This window comes from Rhodothermales bacterium, from assembly GCA_034439735.1.
Classification (GTDB): domain Bacteria; phylum Bacteroidota; class Rhodothermia; order Rhodothermales; family JAHQVL01; genus JAWKNW01.
This window is the reverse complement of the sequence record JAWXAX010000167.1, coordinates 34,755-54,891: the sequence shown is the minus strand read 5'-3', so window position 1 is coordinate 54,891 and position 20,137 is coordinate 34,755. Positions and strand designations below refer to the sequence as shown.

At 61.7% G+C, this 20,137-nt stretch carries 22 protein-coding genes; 2 read left to right on the top strand and 20 right to left on the bottom strand.

Going from position 1 to position 20,137, the window contains the following annotated elements:
* Positions 1 to 36: 36 nt before the first annotated feature.
* The 17 genes from SH809_13030 to SH809_12950 form a co-directional block, all read right to left on the bottom strand.
* A complete protein-coding gene (locus SH809_13030) occupies positions 37 to 843 on the bottom strand; it encodes a protein phosphatase CheZ (GenBank protein ID MDZ4700625.1) in 807 nt (268 codons plus the stop codon).
* Between the two features lies 1 nt (position 844).
* Positions 845 to 1,216 carry a response regulator gene (locus SH809_13025; GenBank protein MDZ4700624.1) on the bottom strand — a complete coding sequence of 124 codons (372 nt, stop codon included), beginning with the start codon at positions 1,214 to 1,216 and terminating at the stop codon, positions 845 to 847.
* 173 nt (positions 1,217 to 1,389) lie between these two features.
* A complete protein-coding gene (locus SH809_13020; GenBank protein ID MDZ4700623.1) occupies positions 1,390 to 2,247 on the bottom strand; it encodes a CheR family methyltransferase in 858 nt (285 codons plus the stop codon).
* A gap of 8 nt (positions 2,248 to 2,255) precedes the next feature.
* Positions 2,256 to 2,747, bottom strand: coding sequence for a chemotaxis protein CheW (locus SH809_13015; GenBank protein ID MDZ4700622.1), 492 nt, complete (start codon positions 2,745 to 2,747; stop codon positions 2,256 to 2,258).
* 168 nt (positions 2,748 to 2,915) lie between these two features.
* Positions 2,916 to 4,187, bottom strand: a complete 1,272-nt coding sequence (locus tag SH809_13010) for a flagellar hook protein FlgE (protein MDZ4700621.1) — start codon at positions 4,185 to 4,187, stop codon at positions 2,916 to 2,918.
* A gap of 156 nt (positions 4,188 to 4,343) precedes the next feature.
* The gene (locus SH809_13005; GenBank protein ID MDZ4700620.1) at positions 4,344 to 5,015 is read right to left on the bottom strand and encodes a flagellar hook capping FlgD N-terminal domain-containing protein; all 672 of its coding nucleotides are present in this window, start codon (positions 5,013 to 5,015) and stop codon (positions 4,344 to 4,346) included.
* Between the two features lie 29 nt (positions 5,016 to 5,044).
* A complete protein-coding gene (locus SH809_13000; protein ID MDZ4700619.1) occupies positions 5,045 to 6,487 on the bottom strand; it encodes a hypothetical protein in 1,443 nt (480 codons plus the stop codon).
* A gap of 30 nt (positions 6,488 to 6,517) precedes the next feature.
* Positions 6,518 to 7,198 carry a hypothetical protein gene (locus SH809_12995; GenBank protein ID MDZ4700618.1) on the bottom strand — a complete coding sequence of 227 codons (681 nt, stop codon included), beginning with the start codon at positions 7,196 to 7,198 and terminating at the stop codon, positions 6,518 to 6,520.
* Complete coding sequence (locus tag SH809_12990) at positions 7,195 to 7,656, bottom strand: hypothetical protein (GenBank protein MDZ4700617.1); 462 nt, start codon at positions 7,654 to 7,656, stop codon at positions 7,195 to 7,197. The genes SH809_12995 and SH809_12990 overlap by 4 nt, the downstream gene beginning before the upstream one ends.
* Positions 7,657 to 7,828: 172 nt before the next feature.
* Entirely contained in the window at positions 7,829 to 9,157 is a 1,329-nt protein-coding gene (locus tag SH809_12985) for a FliI/YscN family ATPase (GenBank protein MDZ4700616.1), read from the bottom strand.
* 6 nt (positions 9,158 to 9,163) lie between these two features.
* On the bottom strand, positions 9,164 to 10,054 hold the full coding sequence (locus SH809_12980; protein MDZ4700615.1) for a hypothetical protein: 891 nt from the start codon (positions 10,052 to 10,054) through the stop codon (positions 9,164 to 9,166).
* 61 nt (positions 10,055 to 10,115) lie between these two features.
* Complete coding sequence (gene fliG, locus SH809_12975; GenBank protein ID MDZ4700614.1) at positions 10,116 to 11,237, bottom strand: flagellar motor switch protein FliG; 1,122 nt, start codon at positions 11,235 to 11,237, stop codon at positions 10,116 to 10,118.
* Between the two features lie 65 nt (positions 11,238 to 11,302).
* A complete protein-coding gene (fliF, locus tag SH809_12970; protein ID MDZ4700613.1) occupies positions 11,303 to 12,946 on the bottom strand; it encodes a flagellar basal-body MS-ring/collar protein FliF in 1,644 nt (547 codons plus the stop codon).
* 91 nt (positions 12,947 to 13,037) lie between these two features.
* On the bottom strand, positions 13,038 to 13,361 hold the full coding sequence (gene fliE, locus SH809_12965; protein ID MDZ4700612.1) for a flagellar hook-basal body complex protein FliE: 324 nt from the start codon (positions 13,359 to 13,361) through the stop codon (positions 13,038 to 13,040).
* Positions 13,362 to 13,416: 55 nt separating this feature from the next.
* The gene (locus SH809_12960; GenBank protein MDZ4700611.1) at positions 13,417 to 13,797 is read right to left on the bottom strand and encodes a hypothetical protein; all 381 of its coding nucleotides are present in this window, start codon (positions 13,795 to 13,797) and stop codon (positions 13,417 to 13,419) included.
* A 43-nt stretch (positions 13,798 to 13,840) separates the two neighbouring features.
* Positions 13,841 to 14,341 (bottom strand): flagellar basal body rod protein FlgC, encoded by a 501-nt coding sequence (gene flgC, locus SH809_12955; protein MDZ4700610.1) that lies wholly within the window; start codon positions 14,339 to 14,341, stop codon positions 13,841 to 13,843.
* Positions 14,342 to 14,375: 34 nt separating this feature from the next.
* Positions 14,376 to 14,741, bottom strand: a complete 366-nt coding sequence (locus SH809_12950) for a flagellar basal body protein (protein MDZ4700609.1) — start codon at positions 14,739 to 14,741, stop codon at positions 14,376 to 14,378.
* 732 nt (positions 14,742 to 15,473) lie between these two features.
* Here SH809_12950 and SH809_12945 point away from each other — a divergent pair.
* Positions 15,474 to 16,880, top strand: a complete 1,407-nt coding sequence (locus SH809_12945; protein ID MDZ4700608.1) for a sigma-54 dependent transcriptional regulator — start codon at positions 15,474 to 15,476, stop codon at positions 16,878 to 16,880.
* A gap of 196 nt (positions 16,881 to 17,076) precedes the next feature.
* Positions 17,077 to 17,541 (top strand): response regulator, encoded by a 465-nt coding sequence (locus SH809_12940; GenBank protein MDZ4700607.1) that lies wholly within the window; start codon positions 17,077 to 17,079, stop codon positions 17,539 to 17,541.
* Positions 17,542 to 17,605: 64 nt separating this feature from the next.
* Here the strand turns inward: SH809_12940 and SH809_12935 are convergent, their stop codons facing one another.
* The 3 genes from SH809_12935 to fliD form a co-directional block, all read right to left on the bottom strand.
* Positions 17,606 to 17,980 carry a hypothetical protein gene (locus tag SH809_12935; GenBank protein ID MDZ4700606.1) on the bottom strand — a complete coding sequence of 125 codons (375 nt, stop codon included), beginning with the start codon at positions 17,978 to 17,980 and terminating at the stop codon, positions 17,606 to 17,608.
* 306 nt (positions 17,981 to 18,286) lie between these two features.
* Complete coding sequence (locus SH809_12930; GenBank protein MDZ4700605.1) at positions 18,287 to 18,628, bottom strand: flagellar protein FliT; 342 nt, start codon at positions 18,626 to 18,628, stop codon at positions 18,287 to 18,289.
* A gap of 1 nt (position 18,629) precedes the next feature.
* A complete protein-coding gene (fliD, locus tag SH809_12925) occupies positions 18,630 to 20,114 on the bottom strand; it encodes a flagellar filament capping protein FliD (GenBank protein ID MDZ4700604.1) in 1,485 nt (494 codons plus the stop codon).
* Positions 20,115 to 20,137 lie beyond the last annotated feature (23 nt).

Here is a 20,137-nt window from a genome sequence, read left to right as displayed (position 1 = left end):
CGGAATCTCGTCGGCGTGCGCACAGCGGAAGGCCGATTACTGGTTGGCGAAGAGCGCGTCGATATCGCCCATCGTGGCGAAGTCGCCGGCTGAGTCGAATTCGGCTAGCTCCGGTTCGGTGACCTCGCGCAGCCCGGGGAGGTCGTAGCGGGCGTTGGAATCGAACGTGGCGCCGCTCTGGAGCCGGAGGTTGACATCGTCATACTCGTCGACCGACCGTGCACCGAGGTTCTCCGTGAGCTTGTTGAGCCGCTCCCGCGTGGTGTGGATCAGGTGGTTCACCGATGCGATCTGCTGGGACGTGATGTCCTGCACCTGGAGCGACATCATGATTTGCGTCATGCCTTCCTTGAGTACATTGACGGCTTCTTGCTGGGTGCCAAGGCTTTTTTCCATCGCGCGCAGCGAGGATTCCTGGACTCCGGCGTGGGATTCGTAGGCCGCGGCAACCGCCGGCCATGCCAGGCCGAGCGTATCCTCCAGCACCTTTTTGAACGAGAGGTTCTCGCCGCGCACATGGGCCACGTGGGCGCCGGTCGCTTCTATCCGTTTGCCCAGTTCGTTGCACTTCATCAGCGCAAGGTCGACCAGGTTGAGGATCTCCGTGGTGGCCATCTCGGTAGCCTGCGAGACGCTTTCGAGCTGAGAAGACGCGCTGGGAAGTTTGCTGGCGCTATCCTGTAGTGAGCCGTTGATGTTCTCCAGAAGGGGGGACATGTCCTTGATCAGGAGCACTACCTCTTCGATGAAAGGGACGGCACGCTGGCCCAGGACAAAGATCGATCGCAGCTCGTCGAGCCGGTCGAGGGTCCGCTGTATGTCTGTCGCGTTATTCATTGCCATCTCACGAACCGATTTTAAGAATCATGTCGATCTTGTCCCGCAGAATGTCGGGCGTGAAAGGCTTGATGACGTAGTTGTTCACTTTGGCCTGCATGGCGGAGAGGACATCCTCTTTCAAGCCGCGCGTTGTCACCATGAGGATCGGGAGATTGCCCAATGTCTCGTGTTTGCGGATGCTCCTTGTCAGCTCCAGGCCGTTCATGACCGGCATATTCCAGTCTGTGATCACGAAGTCGACCTCTTCGGAGGTCAATTTATCCATCGCCTTCTGGCCATCTTCCGCCTCGGTGAGGTCGGTGTATCCGATTTCCATCAAGGCATTGCACACAATTCGGCGCATCGTGGGCGAATCGTCTACGACTAGAAACTTCATAACTGTCTCCATTAACAGGGGTTCAGGCAATTCGTGATGGATCTCAGGCGATCACGGGTGGACGCTGCCGTGTTTCGACGCAGACGGTCTTCCATAGGACGGGTATCGGACGCTGGCGGGTTGGAATAACTTGTTTCGGGGACAATTCTGGCGCCGCCGCGCCGGCCGGCGCGTCAGCGTTCCCGTCGGTAAATCATGATGCCGTCCATGCGGAGCGGGACGAAGCCATGCTCGATCCCGTACAGATTTTCCGAGTAGCCGAGGAAGAAGCACCCTTCCGGGTTTATGCTGTTATATATGGAGGTGACGGCCTGGCTTTTGGACTGGCGGTCGAAGTAGATGAGCACGTTGGCGCAGAAGGCGATATCGATGCCGGACATGCCGAGCATCTCGGCCCGGTCGAACAGGTTCAGCCGGCGAAAACGCACCATCTTTTTGATCTCCGGCGAGAGGTGGTACAGGTCGTTTTCCTTCTTGAAATAGTTGGCCAGATACGCCGGCGGGACGTTTCGGATGGCATACGCGCTGTACACTCCTTCTTCGGCGCGGGCCAGCACCTCCGTGTTGATGTCCGTGCCGACGATGTCGAAACGCACCTGTGGGAAACGCGTCTTGAAGCGCTCGTTGAGAATCATGGCCAGCGTGTAGGCCTCCTCTCCGCTCGAACAGGCTGCGCTCCAGAGGCGCACCACATTTTTGGTTTGCTTGAGCCGCGAGGCGACGATTTTGGGGAGGATCTCCGTTTCGAGGATCTCGAACTGGCGGATGGCACGGAAGAAAAACGTCTCGTTGATCGTGAGGATGTTCACGCACGTCGGGATTTCTTGCGGGTTGTTGCGCCGGCTCAAGAGATCGAAATAGGTCTTGAAATCCGGATAACCGAGTTCGAGCAGGCGCTTGCCGAGGCGTGTTTCGAGCAGGTAGCGTTTGTTGTCCTGAAAATAGATCCCCGTCTTCGAGTAGATCAATTGCCGGAATTGCTCAAACAACTCGTCGGTCAGCGTGAGGGCCAAGTGGTCGAGTGTAGACATGAGGAATCTCAGGCGGCGGCGCGTTGCGGGACGGAATCTAGCACGGCCTGCGTGTCGTCGCGCAGCAGTACTTCGAGGTCGATAAGGGTGAGGAGACGATCGTCCAGGCGCGCCACGCCGCGGATGTACTGGGCGCCTTTGCCCGTGGCGAGTTCGGGGGGCGGCTCGATGGTGCCACGGTCCAGGCGGATGACTTGTCGGACCATGTCGATCATGAAGCCGACCACCTGGTCCTGGATTTCGATGACGACGATGCGGGTATTCTTGTCGCGTTCGCGCCGCGGCATCCCGAACCGTTTTCGCAGGTCGACGACGGGGACGATCTTGCCCCGGAGGTTGATCACCCCGACGACGAAGTCGGCCGTATTGGGCACCCGCGTGATCTCGACAGGGCGGATGATCTCCTGTACGTTGAGGATATCTACGCCAAACTCTTCTTCTCCGATGACGAAGCTGACGATCTGAAGGAGGTTGGAATGGTCGTCGGGATGCGGGCTCATAGGAGTACCTGGTAGGCGTCGTCCGGTTGTCCGGGGGTCGGGGGCATGATAACCGGGGGTATCGTCGGGGGTCGTGGACCGCTTAATGCGTCAGATGAGATTCCGCCGGCCATAAAAAAAGCCCCGCATCCCTGGAGATGCGGGGCCGGCCTGGCGCGAACGCCCGGTCTACCGCTTCAAGTTCACGATTTCCGTCAGCAGTTCGTCCGCCGTCCGGATCACACGCGCCGCCGCCTGGAAGCCGCGCTGCGTTTTGATCATCTCGGCGAATTCGTTCGTGAGGTCCACGTTGCTCATCTCAAGCGCCCCGGACACAATGTCCGCGCTCATTTCGACGCCGGCACGGCCGCGTTTGATAATGCCGGAGTTCTCGGTGGCGCTATACAGGTTATTGCCCAGGGTCTCGAGGCCCCTGATGTTGTTGGCGTTGCCCATCGCAAGCTGGAACACCTCCACCTGATGGCCATTGTCGAAGTTGAGCTCGAGTATACCATCGAGGTTGAACCCGAAGCCCACCAACTTGCCGGAGGACGTGCCGTTCTGATCGGTCACGACCACCGAACTGGTCTCACGGAAATGAGTTATGCCCGAGAGGTCGATCTCGATCGCGTCCGCGCCTGTGATGTTTACAAAGGCTGGGTCCCAGCCAATCGTCGGGAGGGCGAAGGCCGGGTCGGTCGTGGCGACGCCATCAACCGATTGGAGCAGGCCGTCTGTGCCGAACTCGACCGTGAAAACGGTCGATGCACCGCCAAACGGCGCCGCCGCTGGGTCGCCGGTGACGGTGACCTGGAACTGGTCGGGGTCCGCGCCGTCCGCGCTTATCTTCTCGAAGGAGAAGACCATCGGGTACTTGTTGCCCTGCTCGTCGAAGACGATGGTAGACATTTCGTACGTTTCCGGGGCGACGCCACCGTTGTCGGACATCGCGGCGTCCAGGTTGCCGGCGACGGACACCTCGGATGTGAAGCGCGGCGGCGATCCGGCCGCCAGGTCGATGGAGACGTCGCTCAACTGGGTCATGTCGGGGAGGCCGGTGGTCTTGTCGATCGCGAAGCCCTGTACTTTGAGGCCGCTGGGGGTGATCAGTTCGCCGGCGCGGTTAAAGGTGAAGTTGCCGGAACGCGTCAGCAGCTCGCGCGGCCCGTCGCGGACGATAAAGAAGCCGTCGCCGCTGATAGCGAGATCGGTCGGATTGTTCGTCGTCTCGAGTGCGCCCTGAGTCCAGCTCACGTCAATCGCGTTGAGTCCTATTCCGAGCCCGACGTACGAGGCGTTAAACGAATTGCTGGATACCTCTTGGGCAAGCATCTCATTAAATGCGGTGCGGCTCCGCTTGAACGCAATGGTGTTGACGTTCGCAATGTTGTTACCAACGACATCCATGCGTGTCTGGTGATTCACAAGTCCGGAGACTCCGCTGGTTAATGAACGTATCATGTGTATGGTGTTTTAATGGGTGAGGTGCGAGTTAGAAGAAGTGCAAAAGGGAAAAGGCAAAAGGCAAAGTGAAAAGTGAAACGTGCAACGTGTGAGTTGGTGTTATACGTTTAAACCTTAAACCTTAAACCTTAAACCTTAAACGTATTATTGCCGTCAGCCGATCACGGATCGTACGTTGCCCATCACGATGGACTCGTCGCCGATCCAGAGCAGAATGCCGCCCTGGCTGAAGCTGACGCGGTCCACGGTGCCGCGCATGAGCTGTGTGGCCGTAATGCTGGCGCCAGTACTATCGGTGGCGTTGACTTTGAACGTGTATTTCCCGGCGGGCACCGTCTCGCCGGCCTCGTCCTTGCCGTCCCAGGCGCCGCTACGTTCGCCCTTGCCTTGAGGGCCGGCGTCGATCGTCCGCACCTTCCGGCCCGCTTCGTCGAACACATCGATTGAAACGGCCGCCGCCGCATGTTCCAACTCGTAGTGCATCGTCTGGCTCTCCTCTCCGTTGAAGGTGAAGGTATCGCCGACGGCTTCGACCTCCTTGCCGATCAGGCCGGCGGCGACACCCGAGTTGATGCTCTGGGCCAGCAACCCGTTCAGCTGGGCGTTAGTCGCCATGCCGTCGTTGATGTTGATCAGCTGTTCGAGCGAGGAGAACTGCGCCAGCTGGGCCGCGAACTGTTGCCCGTCCATCGGGTTCAGCGGGTCCTGGTTGCTTAGCTGGGTCACAAGGAGCAACAGGAAGTCGTCCCGGTCCAGCGTGTCGTTGCTGACCGGCGAAGCGGCCGACCGCGGATCGAGCGAGTTACTCAATTCTGGGATTAACATGGGGATGATGTGTCTGTGATGAAAAGTCGTCAGCCTACCCACACGTACTGGCCGTCGATGCCGGCCCTGGCCGGTTCGGGTGTTTTCGCCTCGGGGCCGGCTGTCGCGCCGCGCTCGCTGTCGTGTCGCCCGGCCCGCGCTCGCGCCGGCGTCTGATCGAAGACCGATCCGCTACCCGACTGGGTGAACGAAAAATCTACATCGGCTTGATAGTGCATCTGGAGCGCATCGACGATCTGGGCCGTCTGTGCTTCACTCTGGGCCCGCATCGCCGGGTCCGAAAACTCGACGCTGACGACGACTTTCTCCGGGTTGCGCAACACGTTGATGGTGACGGTGCCGTCGCCCTGATCGAGTTGCATTTCGAGGGTTTTCCAGCCGCCGGCTGCCGCGGGCTCTGGCGTGCGGTCCAGCAATGCCTGCACCCACTCGGGCACTTGCGTGGCCCTGGCGCCACCCGAGCGAGCCGCTTTTTCAGTGCCCATAGGGGCCTGCAAGTCGCTGCCGCGTGAAGAGGACAGCGTGGATCCCGCCGGTCGCTCAGCTTGTTTTTCGCCCCGCGCATCCGGGCGTTCGGCAGCCATCGTTGCCCTGGACGCGTCCGCTGGCGTTTCCTTCGGCGCGGTGTGCGGCACCGGCGGCTGGGCGTGTTCGACGTACGGCGCGCGCCGGTCGTCTTCCACGCGCGAGACCCGGGGCTTAACAGATACGGAAGGGTCCGTCACCAGGGGCGCGGGCGCTTTATCCATCCCGGATTGTGGCCGCAGAGCCTGCGTCTCGGGCCGGCCACGTGCCAGCGCCCTTTTCTCGGATTGACCGTCGGGAACGCGTTTGGTCGTTCCGTCGGCAGTCGTTGTTGCATCGGGGTGGACCGGGCCGTGGACCATGGCCTCGGTCATGCGCGAGAGTGCCTGCGCCATGGGCATCGTAGTCCGCAGCGCTGCTAGCTGCCTGAGCATCGCGTTATCGTTCGGAGTGGCCACATCGCCTGTTGAGGGGGCCGTAGCAGCTTGTTCATGGGCCACTCGAATCGTGATGCCCGGGATGATGCGATCGCCTTCGCGTAACCCTCTGGTTTCACGCCATCCGGCAGCTTCACGCAACACGGCGCGAGCCTCCCTCAACGTGCTCTCCGTTGGAGTCAAAGGCGCCCCGGCGCGCGCGGCAGTTTTGTCGGGTGACGGACCCGCCGGCTCGCGCGTCGTGCGAAGCGCCTCGAGGAGGCTTTCAGGATTCTGGCCGCTCGAACGTTTCGTCTCGGGTGTCGCCTGTTTTGAGGAGGGCATGACGGATTCCCGAGCGGCGACTTCGGCCGCTCGTTTCGAACTCGTATCGGCCGGGATCGGAGGCAAGGCCTGGACCGCCTGGCCGAACAGGGCATCGAAGCCACCAGCCGGGGCCTCTTTTTGGGGCTCCGCCTGGCTGGAAGCGTGCGCCTCGTCGAAGGGCTGGAGGGGTAATAAGGAATCCATGGCGTATAAGGGACGGGAAGGGGAGGTCGGCTAATTGACCGGCGTCGTCGCCTGAGAGGTTTGCTCTGCAAGAGTCGGCTGGGGAGAGGCCAGTTTGTTGACGAGGATCGAGGCTTTCTCGGCCGGCAACATCTGGAGGAGGCGCGTTCGATTTCGGGCTGACGCCTCCAGGTATATGGCTTCGATGACGCCCATGTCCAGTTTGCCGAGCAGGGCGCCGAGTTCGCCATCCTCCAGCTTCACCAGGGTACCGCTCATCTGCCGCGCCTCATCAAATCGCTGTTGTAGCACTTCCCACCGGGCTTCCATCTCGCCGATCCGCTGTTGGAGCAGCTTCTGGGTCTCCTGCTCGATGGACAGTCGGAAATGGATATCCTGAAGAGAATCGCGCAGTGCAGCGATCACTGTGTCGAGCGATGGATCCATAGACGCTGGAAACGCGAAGGCCGTTGAGTCCAGCAGTAAATTGCCGAGTGAGTCCACAAGGACGTTGCCGAGCGAGTCCCTCAGGGCGACAGGCATGGGCATCGGATCGGGAGGATTATGGACCAGGTCGAGGCTTTCGTGGCGATCGATGCGGTCCAGGCTGTCGAGACGCGCCGTGCTTTCCTCGACGATCTTGGGCGCCAGGGCCGGCATGGCCATGTAGGTACCAATGAGCCCGAGCGCAAAAAAGGCGAGGCTTGCTACGACTGCAATTAAAATCTTCATGACTTATCAGCTACGTTTTTTCGCCGAAATACATCAAGGGCCTGCTCTTCCAGGCGTTTGTTGTCGGCGTACTGCTCGGCTTGTTGAAACCGTTGTTTTTCGATGTCTCGCAGGGTTTCGAGCGCCTGTTCCGCGCTGCGGCGCGTTACGAGGTCGCGACGCGCCTGTTGTTCTTCGCGAAGGCAATGTTTGAGGCGCTTCTCCTCGAGGCCGAGGCGCCGCTGCGCATCGAGTCGCAGACCGTCCGCCTGCCTCAACCAGGCCGCCGTCACGGCCGTTTGGAGTGAGACAGACCCCTGTTGGAGGCGGTCGATATCGCTTGCGGCTTCCGCTACCTTTTTTTCTTGCGCCATCCGCTTTTTCAGCGCCGCCGCGAGGGCCTTTTGGGCCTGGTCCGTTTCATGTGACCGCACACGCAGCACACTCGACAGGGAGAAGCGAAATTTCTTTCCGTACATAAGGACCGAAACGCCTGGAAAGCGGCGTCCTGCCGGTTAATAATGATTTGTGCAAATGGCCGGCCAATTGATTAGCGAGTAATGCGAATCGTGATTGGCGAGGGGGCAGGAAAAATTGACGCTACAGGCGAAGCGCAGAGTAGGGACATGAAATCTCGTGGCCTCACTGGTATCACCCGTTTGCGCCTTCCTGGAGGGCCTGCCGCAGGGCTTCGATCGGGCGGGTGGAGGCGGCTTCGTGCATACTTTGTTGCAGGAAGCGCTTGAGTGGGCCGTGGGCGGCGATGGCGCGGTCCGTCGTCGGGTCGGAGCCTTTTTCGTAGGCGCCGATACGCAGCAGGTCTTCGATTGACTGGTACGCGGCGAGCAGCTGGCGCGCGCGCGTGGCTACCGCCTGATCTTCACGGGCCGTCACTCGCGGCATGAGCCGGCTCACGCTCTGGAGCACATCGATGGCCGGGTAGTGGCCGGATTCGGCGATGCGCCGGCTGAGCACGATGTGGCCATCCAGGATGCCGCGGACGGCGTCGCTGATCGGGTCGTTCATGTCGTCGCTATCCACCAGCACCGTAAAGATGCCCGTTATGGTGCCGCGGGTACCGGGGCCCGCGCGCTCGAGGAGCCGGGGGAGCATGGCAAATACGCTGGGCGTGTAGCCGCGCGTCGTCGGCGGCTCGCCGACAGCGAGGCCGATCTCCCGTTGCGCCATCGCGACACGCGTGACGGAGTCCATCATGAGCAACACGTCCTTGCCCAGGTCTCGGAAAAACTCCGCGATGGCCAGCGTCACACTGGCGCCCTTGACGCGGTGCATGGCGGCCTGGTCCCCCGTGACGGCGACGACGACGGATCGCGCCAGGCCTTCTTCACCGAGGTTGTCGACGATGAATTCCTGCACCTCGCGGCCGCGTTCCCCGATCAGCCCGATCACGTTGACGTCGGCCCGGGCATTACGCGCGATCATCCCCAACAGTGTACTCTTGCCGACGCCGGATCCTGAGAAGATGCCGATTCGCTGGCCGCGCCCGAGCGTCAGCATGGCGTCGATGGCGCGTACGCCGGTCGGCAGCGCGGTGTCGATCATCCGACGCTCCATGGGGGAGGGCGGTTCGCGGTGGACCTGCTGTGCGTCGTCGAGGAGGAGGGGGCCTTTGTTGTCGATCGGGTGCCCGTTGGCATCGATCACACGCCCTAGCAGGGCTTCACCAACCTGGATCGTCAGTGGAATGGCCGAGCGTTGGACGAGGCAGCCGGCACGAAGCCCGATCGTCACCTCGAGCGGCATCAGGATGCTGGTTTCGCCGCGGACGCCCACGACCTCGGCCTTGATGCGCCGGCTCCGTGGATGATCGCTTTCGTAGATGTAACAGACCTCGCCGACGGCGGCCTGGACGGAGCTGGCTTCGATGAGGAGGCCTATCACGGACTGCACGCGCCCGTATGTCTGGATCGCCGGCCGCATCTGGCGGAGGCGCGCCTGGCAATGGGAAAGGAAGGACATGGAGCGTCAGGGAAGATCGGAGAGGGGTGCGGCGTCCGGGTCGCCGGCAGGGTCGCCCGTCGCCTGCGCGGAGGCTCGCGCCGTGCGGCTGTGGGGTTCGAGGAGCCCGAAGCGATCCTTCAGATGCTGTATGGCTTCCGATACGATGCTGCGAATCATCATCTCAGGCGAATGGGCGATCCAATCGCCCTCGCGATGGTCGGGCTGGGGATCCCACACAAGCTTTGGAAAGAGGTTGCCGACATGCATTACCAACCCGCTCTCCTGCAGCCGCAGGTAGTCGATCGAGTTGAGAGAGAGCCGGATCGGTATATCGCGCGAGAACACCTCGAGGGTGGTTAACAACGCATTTTCGACGATGCCCACGACCGGTTCGGGGAGCGGCTGGTGCAGGATGGCCTCCAGCAGATCGAGCGTCATCTCCAGGAGGATGGGCTCGCTTTTTTCGACGAGATCCCCCCAGAGCCGCTGGATGCGCGAGGTGTCGTCGAGCAGGGCCTGGCGACTGGCGGTGAAGGCGGTCTCCAGCCGCTCCGTCGTTTCGCGCCGGCCAGCTTCATACCCCGCGTCGCGCGCCGCCTCGACTTCTATCTTCAGCCTTTTTTCCCAGCCCGCCTCCTGTAGCGCCAGCTGTTCTTCGGTGCTGAGCACCACTTCCGCCGGCGGCCGATGCTCGCCGTGGCCTTTGTCCTGCGAAATCTCGATATACGTCATGGGCAGGGCGTCGAATCGCGCCTCCTCGCCGCGGATGATCCTCCGGTCCAGGTTAAATTCCCGCACCCCCGGGGATTCCATGACGCGTGCGCCCCGCAGGATCACGCTGGACCGCTCCGGCATGTCTTCAAAAGGCATGCTCCGCGCGTCTACACGGTCCTTCTTGATGATCGGGGATACCATTGGGGTTTAAGGTTCTGGGGTCAAGGTCTAATGTATAAAATGTTGACCTTGAAGCCCCCTGTTAGAGCAGTACTTCCGTCTGACCGCCACGCGAGAGGCTGATCTCTTCCTGTTCTTCGAGTTGCTGGGCGACTTCGATGATGCGGCGCTGGGATTCTTCTACATCGCTGACGCGGACGGGCCCCATGAGCTCGAGCTCTTCGCGGATGCCGTCGGCGGCGCGCTGGCTGATATTGCCGAGCATCTTGGCCTTGAGGTTTTCCGAGGCGCCTTTGAGGCTGAGGGCCAGGTCGCGCTGTTCGACCTCGACGAGGATACGTTGGAGGTCGCGGTCCGAGATGTTCACCAGATCGTCAAAGACAAACATGAGCGCCTTGATCGACATCGCGAGGTCGTTGTCGCGCTCCGTCAGGCCCTCGAGGATGTTTTTCTCGGCGGCCCGGCTGGTGTTGTTGAGGATCTGGGCTACGGCCTCGATGCCGCCGGCGGCGCTCAACTCGGTGCCGAAGAGTGATCCGATCTGCTGGCGTATGACTTCCTCGACGTCGCTGAGCAGGGCCGGCGAGGTCTTCCCCATTGTCGCGAGCCGGAAGATGATTTCATTCTGGACCTCCGCCTCGAAGTTCGAGATGATCTCGGCCGATTTACGCGGGTTGAGATGGGCGAGGATCAGGGCGGCCGTCTGCGGATGTTCGTTCTGCAGGAAGCTGGTCAACTGGCTGGTTTCGACCGTCTGGAGGAGGTGGAAGGCCGAGACCTCCATCGCCGCCTCGACGCGCATCATGATCTCCTCGGCGCGGCGCGTTCCGAGGGCCGCGGCCAGGGCGTCGCGGGCGAACGTGACGCCGCCCTGCGCGATGAACTCCTGCGCCCAGCCCAGGTCCCTGAATTCGAGCAGCACCCCCTCCACGACCTCGCTGGCCGTGTTGCGCATCCGAGCGATTTCCACGGAGATGCGCTCCACTTCGTCGTCGTTGAGGTGTTTGATGACGGCGCTGGCGGCCTCCGTGCCGATCGCCACCAGGAGGACGGCGGCTTTTTGCGCGCCGGAGAGCCGCTTGACGATTTCCGTGACCTCCGCGGGCGTCAGCTTGTTTTCTTCGCCTGCGGCGGCCGCGGCAGGCGCTTGAGGCTGGGGTTTTGCCGCTTCTTTTTTGGGTGGTGTCGCTGTAGCTGTTGCCATGTCCTATTCGCTGGAGGCGTTGCTCGGCCGGCCCCGGGGGCCGGTTCTGGCGTGATCGTCGTCCGTTAGGTAGCGGACACTTTGTTGTTCTCCTTCATCTTATCGGCCACCAACCAGTTGCGTAGCAGGTTCGCGGCTTCTTCGGGATTGGCCTTGATCGACTCGATCATGTCGGCCAACATCTTGTGTTTGGCTTTGAGGCGCGCCTTGGCTTCGGGGGACAAGGTGCTGGTGTAGACATCGTCGATGAGGATGAGGTCTTCCTGCTCGCCATTGGCGCCCGTTCGAGTGCGCTGCGCTCCGGTACCCGACGTCAACTGCGGCTTGCCATCCGGGCCGATGGCGTTCGATTGGCTAAGCAGCTGACCCTGTGGGCCGGCGGCTTGGAGGCCGGCGACCTCCTTTGCCTTCTGCGTCGCCGTCCGGATCAGCCAGAACGCGATGCCGAGCGCCAGCACCATGAGGCCGTACCGGACATACATCTCGATCTGCTCGCGCTTTTTCTCCTCGAGTAATTGCTGCGCCAGCTGGTCGTCCATCGTGGTGTCGAAGCGGAGCTGGCTGATCGCGAAGCCATCGCCGCGGTCGCCACGCCAGCCCACCGACTCCTTGATCAGCGACTCGATCTGCCCGATCTGGGCGTCGCTGTGGGGCTCATACGTGGGGAGCGCTTCAGGCGGATCCGCCGGCGGGGGGACTTTCTGGTAGTTGAGGATGACCGAGACGGACAGGTAGGCGATGTCGCCCACCGACTTCTCGATCGTCTGCACCGTCCGGCTCACCTCGTAATTCTTGACCGATGAGCTGGCATTGTCCGCATCCCCCTCCTCCTCGAGACGCTCTTCGGCGATGACGGTCTGGCTCTCGGGGTCGATCTGGTTATTCTCGGTGACCGACCGGGAGAAGTCGAGCTCCAGGTTCAAGCGGATGATGCCATTGCCGGCGCCGAGCATCTCGTCCAACAGGGACTGCGCCTTGGCGGCCAGATGCTGCTCCTTTTCCTGCTGCAGCCGCATCTGGGTGGACGTGAGCCGGGTATCGCCATCGTCGCCGTCCGGGTTCGAGAGCATCTTGCCGGCGGTATCGATAATGTTCACGTCCGACGCCTCCAACCCCTCGACCGCGCCGGCGACGAGTGCGGTGATGCCCTGGATGTTCGCCTCGGAAAGCCGCGCGCCCGGCTTCAGCTCCAGGACGACGGAGGACGTGGCGTTGTTTTGCGATTCACGAAAAGGGGACCGTTCCGGGATCACGAGATGGACGCGCGCCGCCTCGACCTGGTCGATGCTGGAAATCGTGCGGGAGAGCTCGCCTTCCAGCGCGCGCCGGAGGTTGAGCTTCTGCATGAAGTCGGTCATCCCGAGCGTGGTCTGATCGAAGATCTCATACCCCGTCACGCCGTCCGAGATGATGCCCTCGCGGGCGAATCGGAGGCGGAGGTCGTACACCAGTTCGTTTGGGACGAAGATCGCCGTTCCGCCGTCCTTGAGCTTGTACTCGATCTCCTCGTTCTGGAGGATCTCCACGACCTGGCTGGCGGCTGTTTCGGGCAGGTTGCCGAATAATAGCGTGAAGTTTGCCTGCTGAAACCAGACGGTGAGCCCCACCATGGCGGCGATCGTGCCGACCACCACCGTTCCGATGGCGATGCGTTGTCCGATCGAAAGCCGGCCGAAGAAGGCCGTTATGTTCTTGAGGAAAGTATCCATCTACTGCTGTCGTTCACCATCGATGTTCAATGTTCAAGGCTCAAGGCATGTCTTCATCACATTAAACCTTGAACCTTACCCTTTAAACCAACTAGATCTGCATCCTGAACAGCTCGTGGTACGCATCCACGAGTTTGTTGCGGACTTCCACCATGAGCTGGAAGGAGAGCCGGGCCTGGTTCATCGAGATCATCACCTCGTGTAGGTTTTCCTGTTCGCCGGCGATGAAGGCCTCGACCTGCTGGCCTGAAGCGGTGTGCGCGTCGTCCACCTGGTCGATGGCCGATTTCAGGGCGTTCGCGAAGTGGTGTTTCGGTTCGGTGTCCCCCGGGGTCTGGATGCGGGGGAGGGCGCCGGGTTCGTCGGTTCCGAAGAGATAGGCGTCGTGTAGGCGTTGGAGTTGGGCGACGAGCATCGCGATTCCTGGTCTAAGAAGGGATTATCGTACGGGGAAGGTGAGAGGCGTCGAATCAGCCGCGGAGGTCGACCCGCGCGCCGATAGCGCCGGGGTCGACTTTTCGGGAGGCGGAGGTCTGATCGTAGAGGCGCAGGGCGAGGCCTGGCGCTTCGGGGAAGTACCGCAGGATCATCTGCTGTTCGTCCGGCGTGAGGTCCGCCGCGTGGTCGGTGCCGGCGGCACGGTCCAGGGCGCCATCGAGCGCGGCGCCAAAGGCGGCGTCCGCGGCATCGGCGGGACGTGTACGCGCGGTCGGTGGGGCCGGCTCGGGGGCGGAGGTCGCTCCTCTGGCCACATCAGCGGCATCAGGTTCGGAGTCGGCGCCCGTGCGGGACGCCGGCCGTTGATCGAAATCGGGGCCGGTAGGTCGAAAGGGAGGGATGCCGTTGTTCATAGGATTGGTCGCGATACGGATTCACAAAAGAGGCGGCGGGGCGTTAGATCTCGAGCGTCCGCTTGATCACCTCCTTGGAGGTCTGGAAAGCCGAGAGGTTGGCGTCGTAGATGCGATTGGCCGAGATCAGACGGGCCATTTCCTCCACCACGTTGACGTCCGGATACAGGACATATCCGTTTTCGTCGGCATGGGGGTGCGAGGGGTCGAATTCGGTGCGGTAGACCGCATCGTCCTCGATGGAAGTCGTCGGGCCCATCTCCGCTTCGTGCAGCCGGCGGCGTAGGGAGGTGCCATCAAAGTGCTGGCCGTCCGGCGTCGCCATCGAGCTCTGCATCTGGTTGAGCATGTTGTCGAAGCGGCGGTACCGGTCGTCGGGCACTTCGTGTACGGGGCGCTTCATGGCATACATCGTACCGTCGGCCTTCCGCGTGGTCGTGGCGTTGGCGATGTTGTCGGTGGAGGCGCTGATGGCCAGCCGCTGCGCTTCGAGGCCACGGGCCACGGTGTGGAAGACGCTGAAGGTGTGTTTGTTGATAAGCATGGTCGTGCGGCGTACAGAGTGAAGGGAGGGGTGGTTAGCGGCCGGTGATGCCGATGCGGACCATCTCGAAGTGATCGTGGAGCGCCCGCGTGCTGAACTGGCCGCGCATCTGCACGTCCGCCAGGTTCATCAGTTCGTCCTCGATGATCGGGACATCGTCGTGGACCTGCATGCGGGGCTTTACATCCACCACATCGCGGAGGCCGGGAATGGCGTGGCGGACTTCCTGGAGCTTTTCCTCGAACGCCACCGAGAGGCGTTGATAGCCCGGCGTGTCGAGGTTGGCCATGTTGCTGGAGAGCGCCTTGAGCCGCCAGTTGTACGCCTGAAGGGCATTCCGCAGCAGGTGTACGCGGTCGGTCTCCATGAGCGGGGGGTCGATGATCTTTCCTGGTTCCATGATGGAAGGGCGTAACGTGTATGATTGGTGACGGTCCAGTGCCGGAATTCAACCATCGTGCCACGTACGGGGGTAGCCAGGGCCGGCCACGGGAGATGTCGGCAATCGCCCGCATCGGAGGGACGAATAATCCATAGAGGGCAAGTATCGGCCGGCTCCGGGCGGGCTTAAGCCGGCGCGAGGAAAAACATGGGGGCAGAAAACAGCCTGCTTCGGGGAAATAGTTGCCGATTTGCAGGTGGCTTCTCGGCCGGCCGGCGCCGGGAAGGGGGCGGTGGATTTTGAACGGCGTCGGAACAATAGCCGGGCAGATCGTTACCAGTCCCCCGACAACCGGGACCCGTCGTGGGGCATATCCTGCGTCATACTATTGACGCATCTTCGGCGGGATTCCGTGATCTGTTCATTTCGTTGTGACGGTATTTTAGCGATCGCGCAAGGAGTCGGGGGTTGGGCACTGGCCCATGGTTCAGCCTGACGTAACGCTCGAACACACGTGCGGGAGCTCTCCAGAGATGGCCCTGCGCCGGTCCGCCGCACCTCTAGCGATGGCGCATGTATTCGGTAGCGGTACAGGATTTGAACGCGGTCGTTCACACGCCGACCAAGCACGTCTTCTAGGCGGGGAGCCAGGCTGCCCGCCACAGTTCAATTCATAGGGATGGGTGCGCCGTTCACCAGCTGAACGCGGCCGCCATCTGAAGCTTTTTACTTAGCCACGGCAGTACCTAGATGGAGCAACAGGCACAGATACTATTTGTTGACGACGAGCAACTCTTGCACGGTCTTTTCGAGCGGTTGTTTTCACGCCATGGTATGCGCGTCAAATGCTGTTCGGACGCCGGCCAGGCCATCGCCGAATTAAAACGCCAGGCGTACGATTTGGTCGTGACAGACTTCATGATGCCGGATGTCGACGGTCTCGAGTTGCTCGCTCACATTCGCCAGGAGTACCCCCGTACCCGGGTGATCATGATCACCGCGCACCACAACGTCCAACACGCCGTCCGCACCATGCAGAATGGGGCGATAGACTACATCCCCAAGCCGTTCTCGACCACCGAGCTGGTGGAGCGGGTGCAGCAGTGCCTGGCCCGCTCCCGCGATGAGGACCAGGAGGAAGCAGACGAAACGCAGCCCCGTACCCGGAAAGGCACCGCGGCACGGGCCAAGGTTCGTCAGGTGCGATACATCGGCGAACACCAGTCGATTCGCAACCTTCGTAAGCTGATGCCGCGCGTCAGCCAGAACAAAGCCCCGGTGTTCATCCAGGGCGAAAGCGGCACCGGTAAGGAGATCCTCGCGAAGCTCCTCCATCAGATGAGCGACCGGGCGAACGGCCCATACGTCACGCTCAATTGCGCGAACCTGCCCCGCGAGCTCGTCGAAAGCCACCTCTTCGGCCACCGGAAGGGCGCCTTCACCGGCGCCATCGACGACATGGTCGGCGCCTTCGAAGTCGCCCACGGCGGAACCCTGTTGCTGGATGAGATCACGGAAATCGACCTCGTCGTGCAGGCCAAACTGCTTCGCGTGCTCCAGGAAAACGAATTTCAGAAGATCGGCTCGTCCGAGGTGAAGAAGGTGGACGTCCGCGTGATCGCGACGAGCAACCGGAACCTCAACGAGGCGATCAGGACGGGCATCTTCCGGGAGGACCTGTTCCATCGCCTCTCGGTCTTCCCGCTCACGGTGCCGTCTCTCCGCGAACGCCTTTCGGATGTGCCGCTGCTCACCGAGCATTTCATCGAAAAGTATTGCCAGCTGTACGACCTGCCGGCGAAGACGGCCGCCGAGGATCTGACCGCCAAATTGCAGACGTTCCCCTGGCCCGGTAACGTACGCCAGCTCGAAAACGTCATCCAGCGCGGGGTCATCCTGTCCGCCGAACGCACGGTGATCAATGCCGACGATGTGTTCAACGACTTCTTCCAGGATGCCGAGCCCCACGAAACGAGCGCTGGGGCGGGGCCGCAGGGCAATCCGCAGACGATCGAGGACATGGAGCGCATCATGATCATGAAGGCGCTCGCGGAAGCCAACAACAACCAGCAGCGCGCCGCCGAAAAGCTGGGGATCAGCGCGCGTACGATCCGAAACAAGCTCCGCCGCTACCGCGAAAGCGGGTTCATGGGGTGAGGATCGCACACCGTCATGGGATACCCATAAAAAACGAGGCGCTGCCGGAAATTGGCGGCGCCTCGTTATGTTTTGGGGGCTCGACGACGAGTGAGGGAATGGGCGGGCAGCGCGTCAGGATTAAGGGGTGCGCCGATGGTCGATACGTCATGTATCGGATCTACCCGTCCATACAGGCCTTCAACTCGCACGAACCATGGCTCAAGAAGCGCAATCCCAGGGAAAAGACGCCAGGCGGCAACGCGTCCTGATCATCGACGACGATCGCACGTTCAGGGAGGTCGTCGGACACTTGCTCCGCCAGCTCAACTACGAAGTGTTCACCGCCGAAGATGGCGCGCAGGGGTACGATGCCGCGGCCAAGAACTTGCCGGATGTTATCCTGTGCGACGTGCACATGAAAGGGATGCACGGCTACGCGACGACGGAAGCGATCAAGGAAAACCCCGACCTGAACAGCATTCCGATCGTGATGGTGACGGGATCCGCCTCCCGACTGGGCGAGATGCGCGGACGTAATTCCGGCGCCGACTACTACCTGGCCAAGCCGGTGCGCGCGAGCGAGCTGACGGAAATCCTGAACACCGCGATGAAAGATCGCGCCGGCTCCACCCCCGACGACCGGGGAGGCTCTCGATCGAAGGATTTTATCATGGGGTAAAAGGGTACAATGTTGCGGGTGTGAGGTTCAATGGCATGTAACCTCGAACCCGGAACTCGAAACCCTACGCCAGCGAGCCGTCGGAAGGGGCGCCGAGGTCATCCCCGAGGCGCGCAACGATCTGATCGATAACCGCCGGGTTTTTGTAATACTGCGACTGGATCCGCGCCATGATTTCCTGCCGGCGCTCGTCGGACAACGCGCCCTCGGCGTCATAGACGCGGCGTGCCATGTCCAGGTCCTGCATCTTGCGCTGCTCCTCCTCGAGGGCCCGGCGGCCGGCTTCGGAAATGGCTACGCTGTCGCGGTGCGGGGCTTCGTCCTTATCGTTGCCTGGCCGGGCGGGCTGGCGCCCTTCATGGTCCGTCTTCTCGATCTTCCGATGATTGAGCGGATTAGACTGGGAGAGGCCTCCTTTGTTGATGTTCCCGATGTTCATGATGGCATGTCGCTAAGACTACGAGCCCACCCGATCGCGTTCCATAACGGCCCGGGTGTCGACCGGAAGCGCCAGCATGTCGGTACGTGCGGCGAATTGTGCCGCATACATGAAAAACATGCCTGGCCAAGGGCTCAAAAAAACGCCTGTTCCGGTTCAGGGTACAGCAAAAGCCCGCATGGGGCGCGTTCCTGAGGGAATAGTTACATAAGATATGCCAGAAACAGGGCGAGACGCCACTCTTTTTGCCGGCGCGGTGGTGCGCCGTGTGGATCGATGAGCGCGGGCGGTCGGTAGGGGAGGCCGTTAGCCGGTCAGGCCGGGGTTGAGCCATTGGGGGGGCACACGGGGGGAGGCGTACGTGCGCCGGGCTTTTTTCTGATGCTGCAGCTCGTGGATCTGTCGCTCCTTTTCCTGTTCCTTGGCCGCAAGCGCATCGCCGATGGTTTGCTCCTGGCGTTCGAGTTTGCGCAGGAGGGCGCGGCAGGCCGGCGTCGAGAGGGCGCCCTCCGCGTCTTGCTCCGCCAGCGCCTCCAGCAGGTGTTCGCGCTGATCGAACAACAGGAAGAAGGTATCGAGCTCGTCGTTGTCCAGGGCGTGGAGGATACGCTGCCCGAGCCCCAGCATCTGGTGAAGGGTATACGTCATGTCAACGTCCGAAGGCCGACAGGCTGGCTGATTGGCCCTGATAGAGGGTGAGCGCTTGCTGGAGTCTCGCGAACTCGGCGCGCAGGCGGTCTTCGCGGCGCGCGAGGCGGTCGTCTTCGTCCGCTATGTCGTGGTTGAGGGAACGGATGCGTTCGTCCGTGCTGAGTTCACGTTGCTTGATGACGCCCCGGAATCCCAGGTATTCGTCCATCCGGGCGGCCAGGCGAGTGCCTACGCCGTCGTCGCCGGCGAAGAAGGAGCGCACGGCATCCGGGTCCTCCTCGACGGCCGCGATGAGCGCATCGGCGTCTTCGAGCTTCAGTGAGCCATCCGTATTGACCTTGATGCCGAGGTCGGTGATCTGGCGTGGGCTGCCGAGCGGCTGGCCGGGGACCAGCCTCACGAGGTCCTCGCGCATGTTGAAACGGAGCGAAGTGAAGGCCGTGTCGCCAGCAAAAGTGCCCCTCGCCCCCGATTCGCCATCCACCAGGCTTTTACTCTTGACGTAGCTCAAGATATCGTTATACTTCTGGATGAAGTCCGCCACCTCTTGCTCAATCCCCGAAGAATCAGGCGCTACCGTAAAGCCGCTGGGGTCGGTCGTGACCTGGCGCAGCGTGAACGAAACGCCTTCGAGGGCATCCGTGACCAGGTTGGAATCCCGGTAGATCGTCAGCCCGTCCAGCACGAATTTGGAGTTTAGCTCGGAAGTCTCCTCGCTGGTGCCCACGACGGTCGCGAATCCGCCGACGCCGCCCGCGGCCAGCGCATTGTTGCTGATGCCGAGCTGGGCGAGAAGGCCGTCCGGGTCGGCCGCGAACTCGAGTCGGTTCCCATATCCTGTCTGGCCGGCTCGTAACGAGAGCCGCGCGGTGCCGGTGGTCTCCTTGATGACCGAGGAGTAAGACCGGTTGTCGCGGTCGATGGTCTCGCTGTTGATGGCCCCGAGCATGGCCGTGTTGATCGCGCTTGAGATCTGAGTGAGGACTTCTTCGTCCGTGCTGCCGGTGATGTTGACCGAGATGGCGATAGACTCGCGGGCGTCCGGGTCGTCCTCGGTCGGGTTTGCTATGCTGATCGTGAAAGACTTATTCCCCGAGCCGAGGGCGTTGACGATCGAGGTAGCCGAGGCAATATGTTTACTTGAGAGCCGGGTGTCCGAAGAGGCCAGTCGGTTTACGAGTATGTTATGCGACCCGAAGGCCGCGTTATCCGTCGTGGTGGCCGTAAATCCGGTCGTGCTGTCTAGCGCGATCGACCGGCCATCGAAGGGATGTGAGATCGGGTCGGTCAGGCGTTCGAGGATGGCGTCTAGGGCGGACAGCCGGCTGCCGAGGTCGCCGAGGACGCTTTTCTGGGTTTCTCGAGCGAGTTTTTCGACTTCCAGGTTTTGCCGGTTCTGGCTTTCCAGCAGGATGATATTGGAGATGAGGACCTCGTACGGATCCGACTGGCGGAAGGCCTGAAGGGCGGAGCTGTTCAGCATAGTGGTGAGCGGTCAAGGAAAGG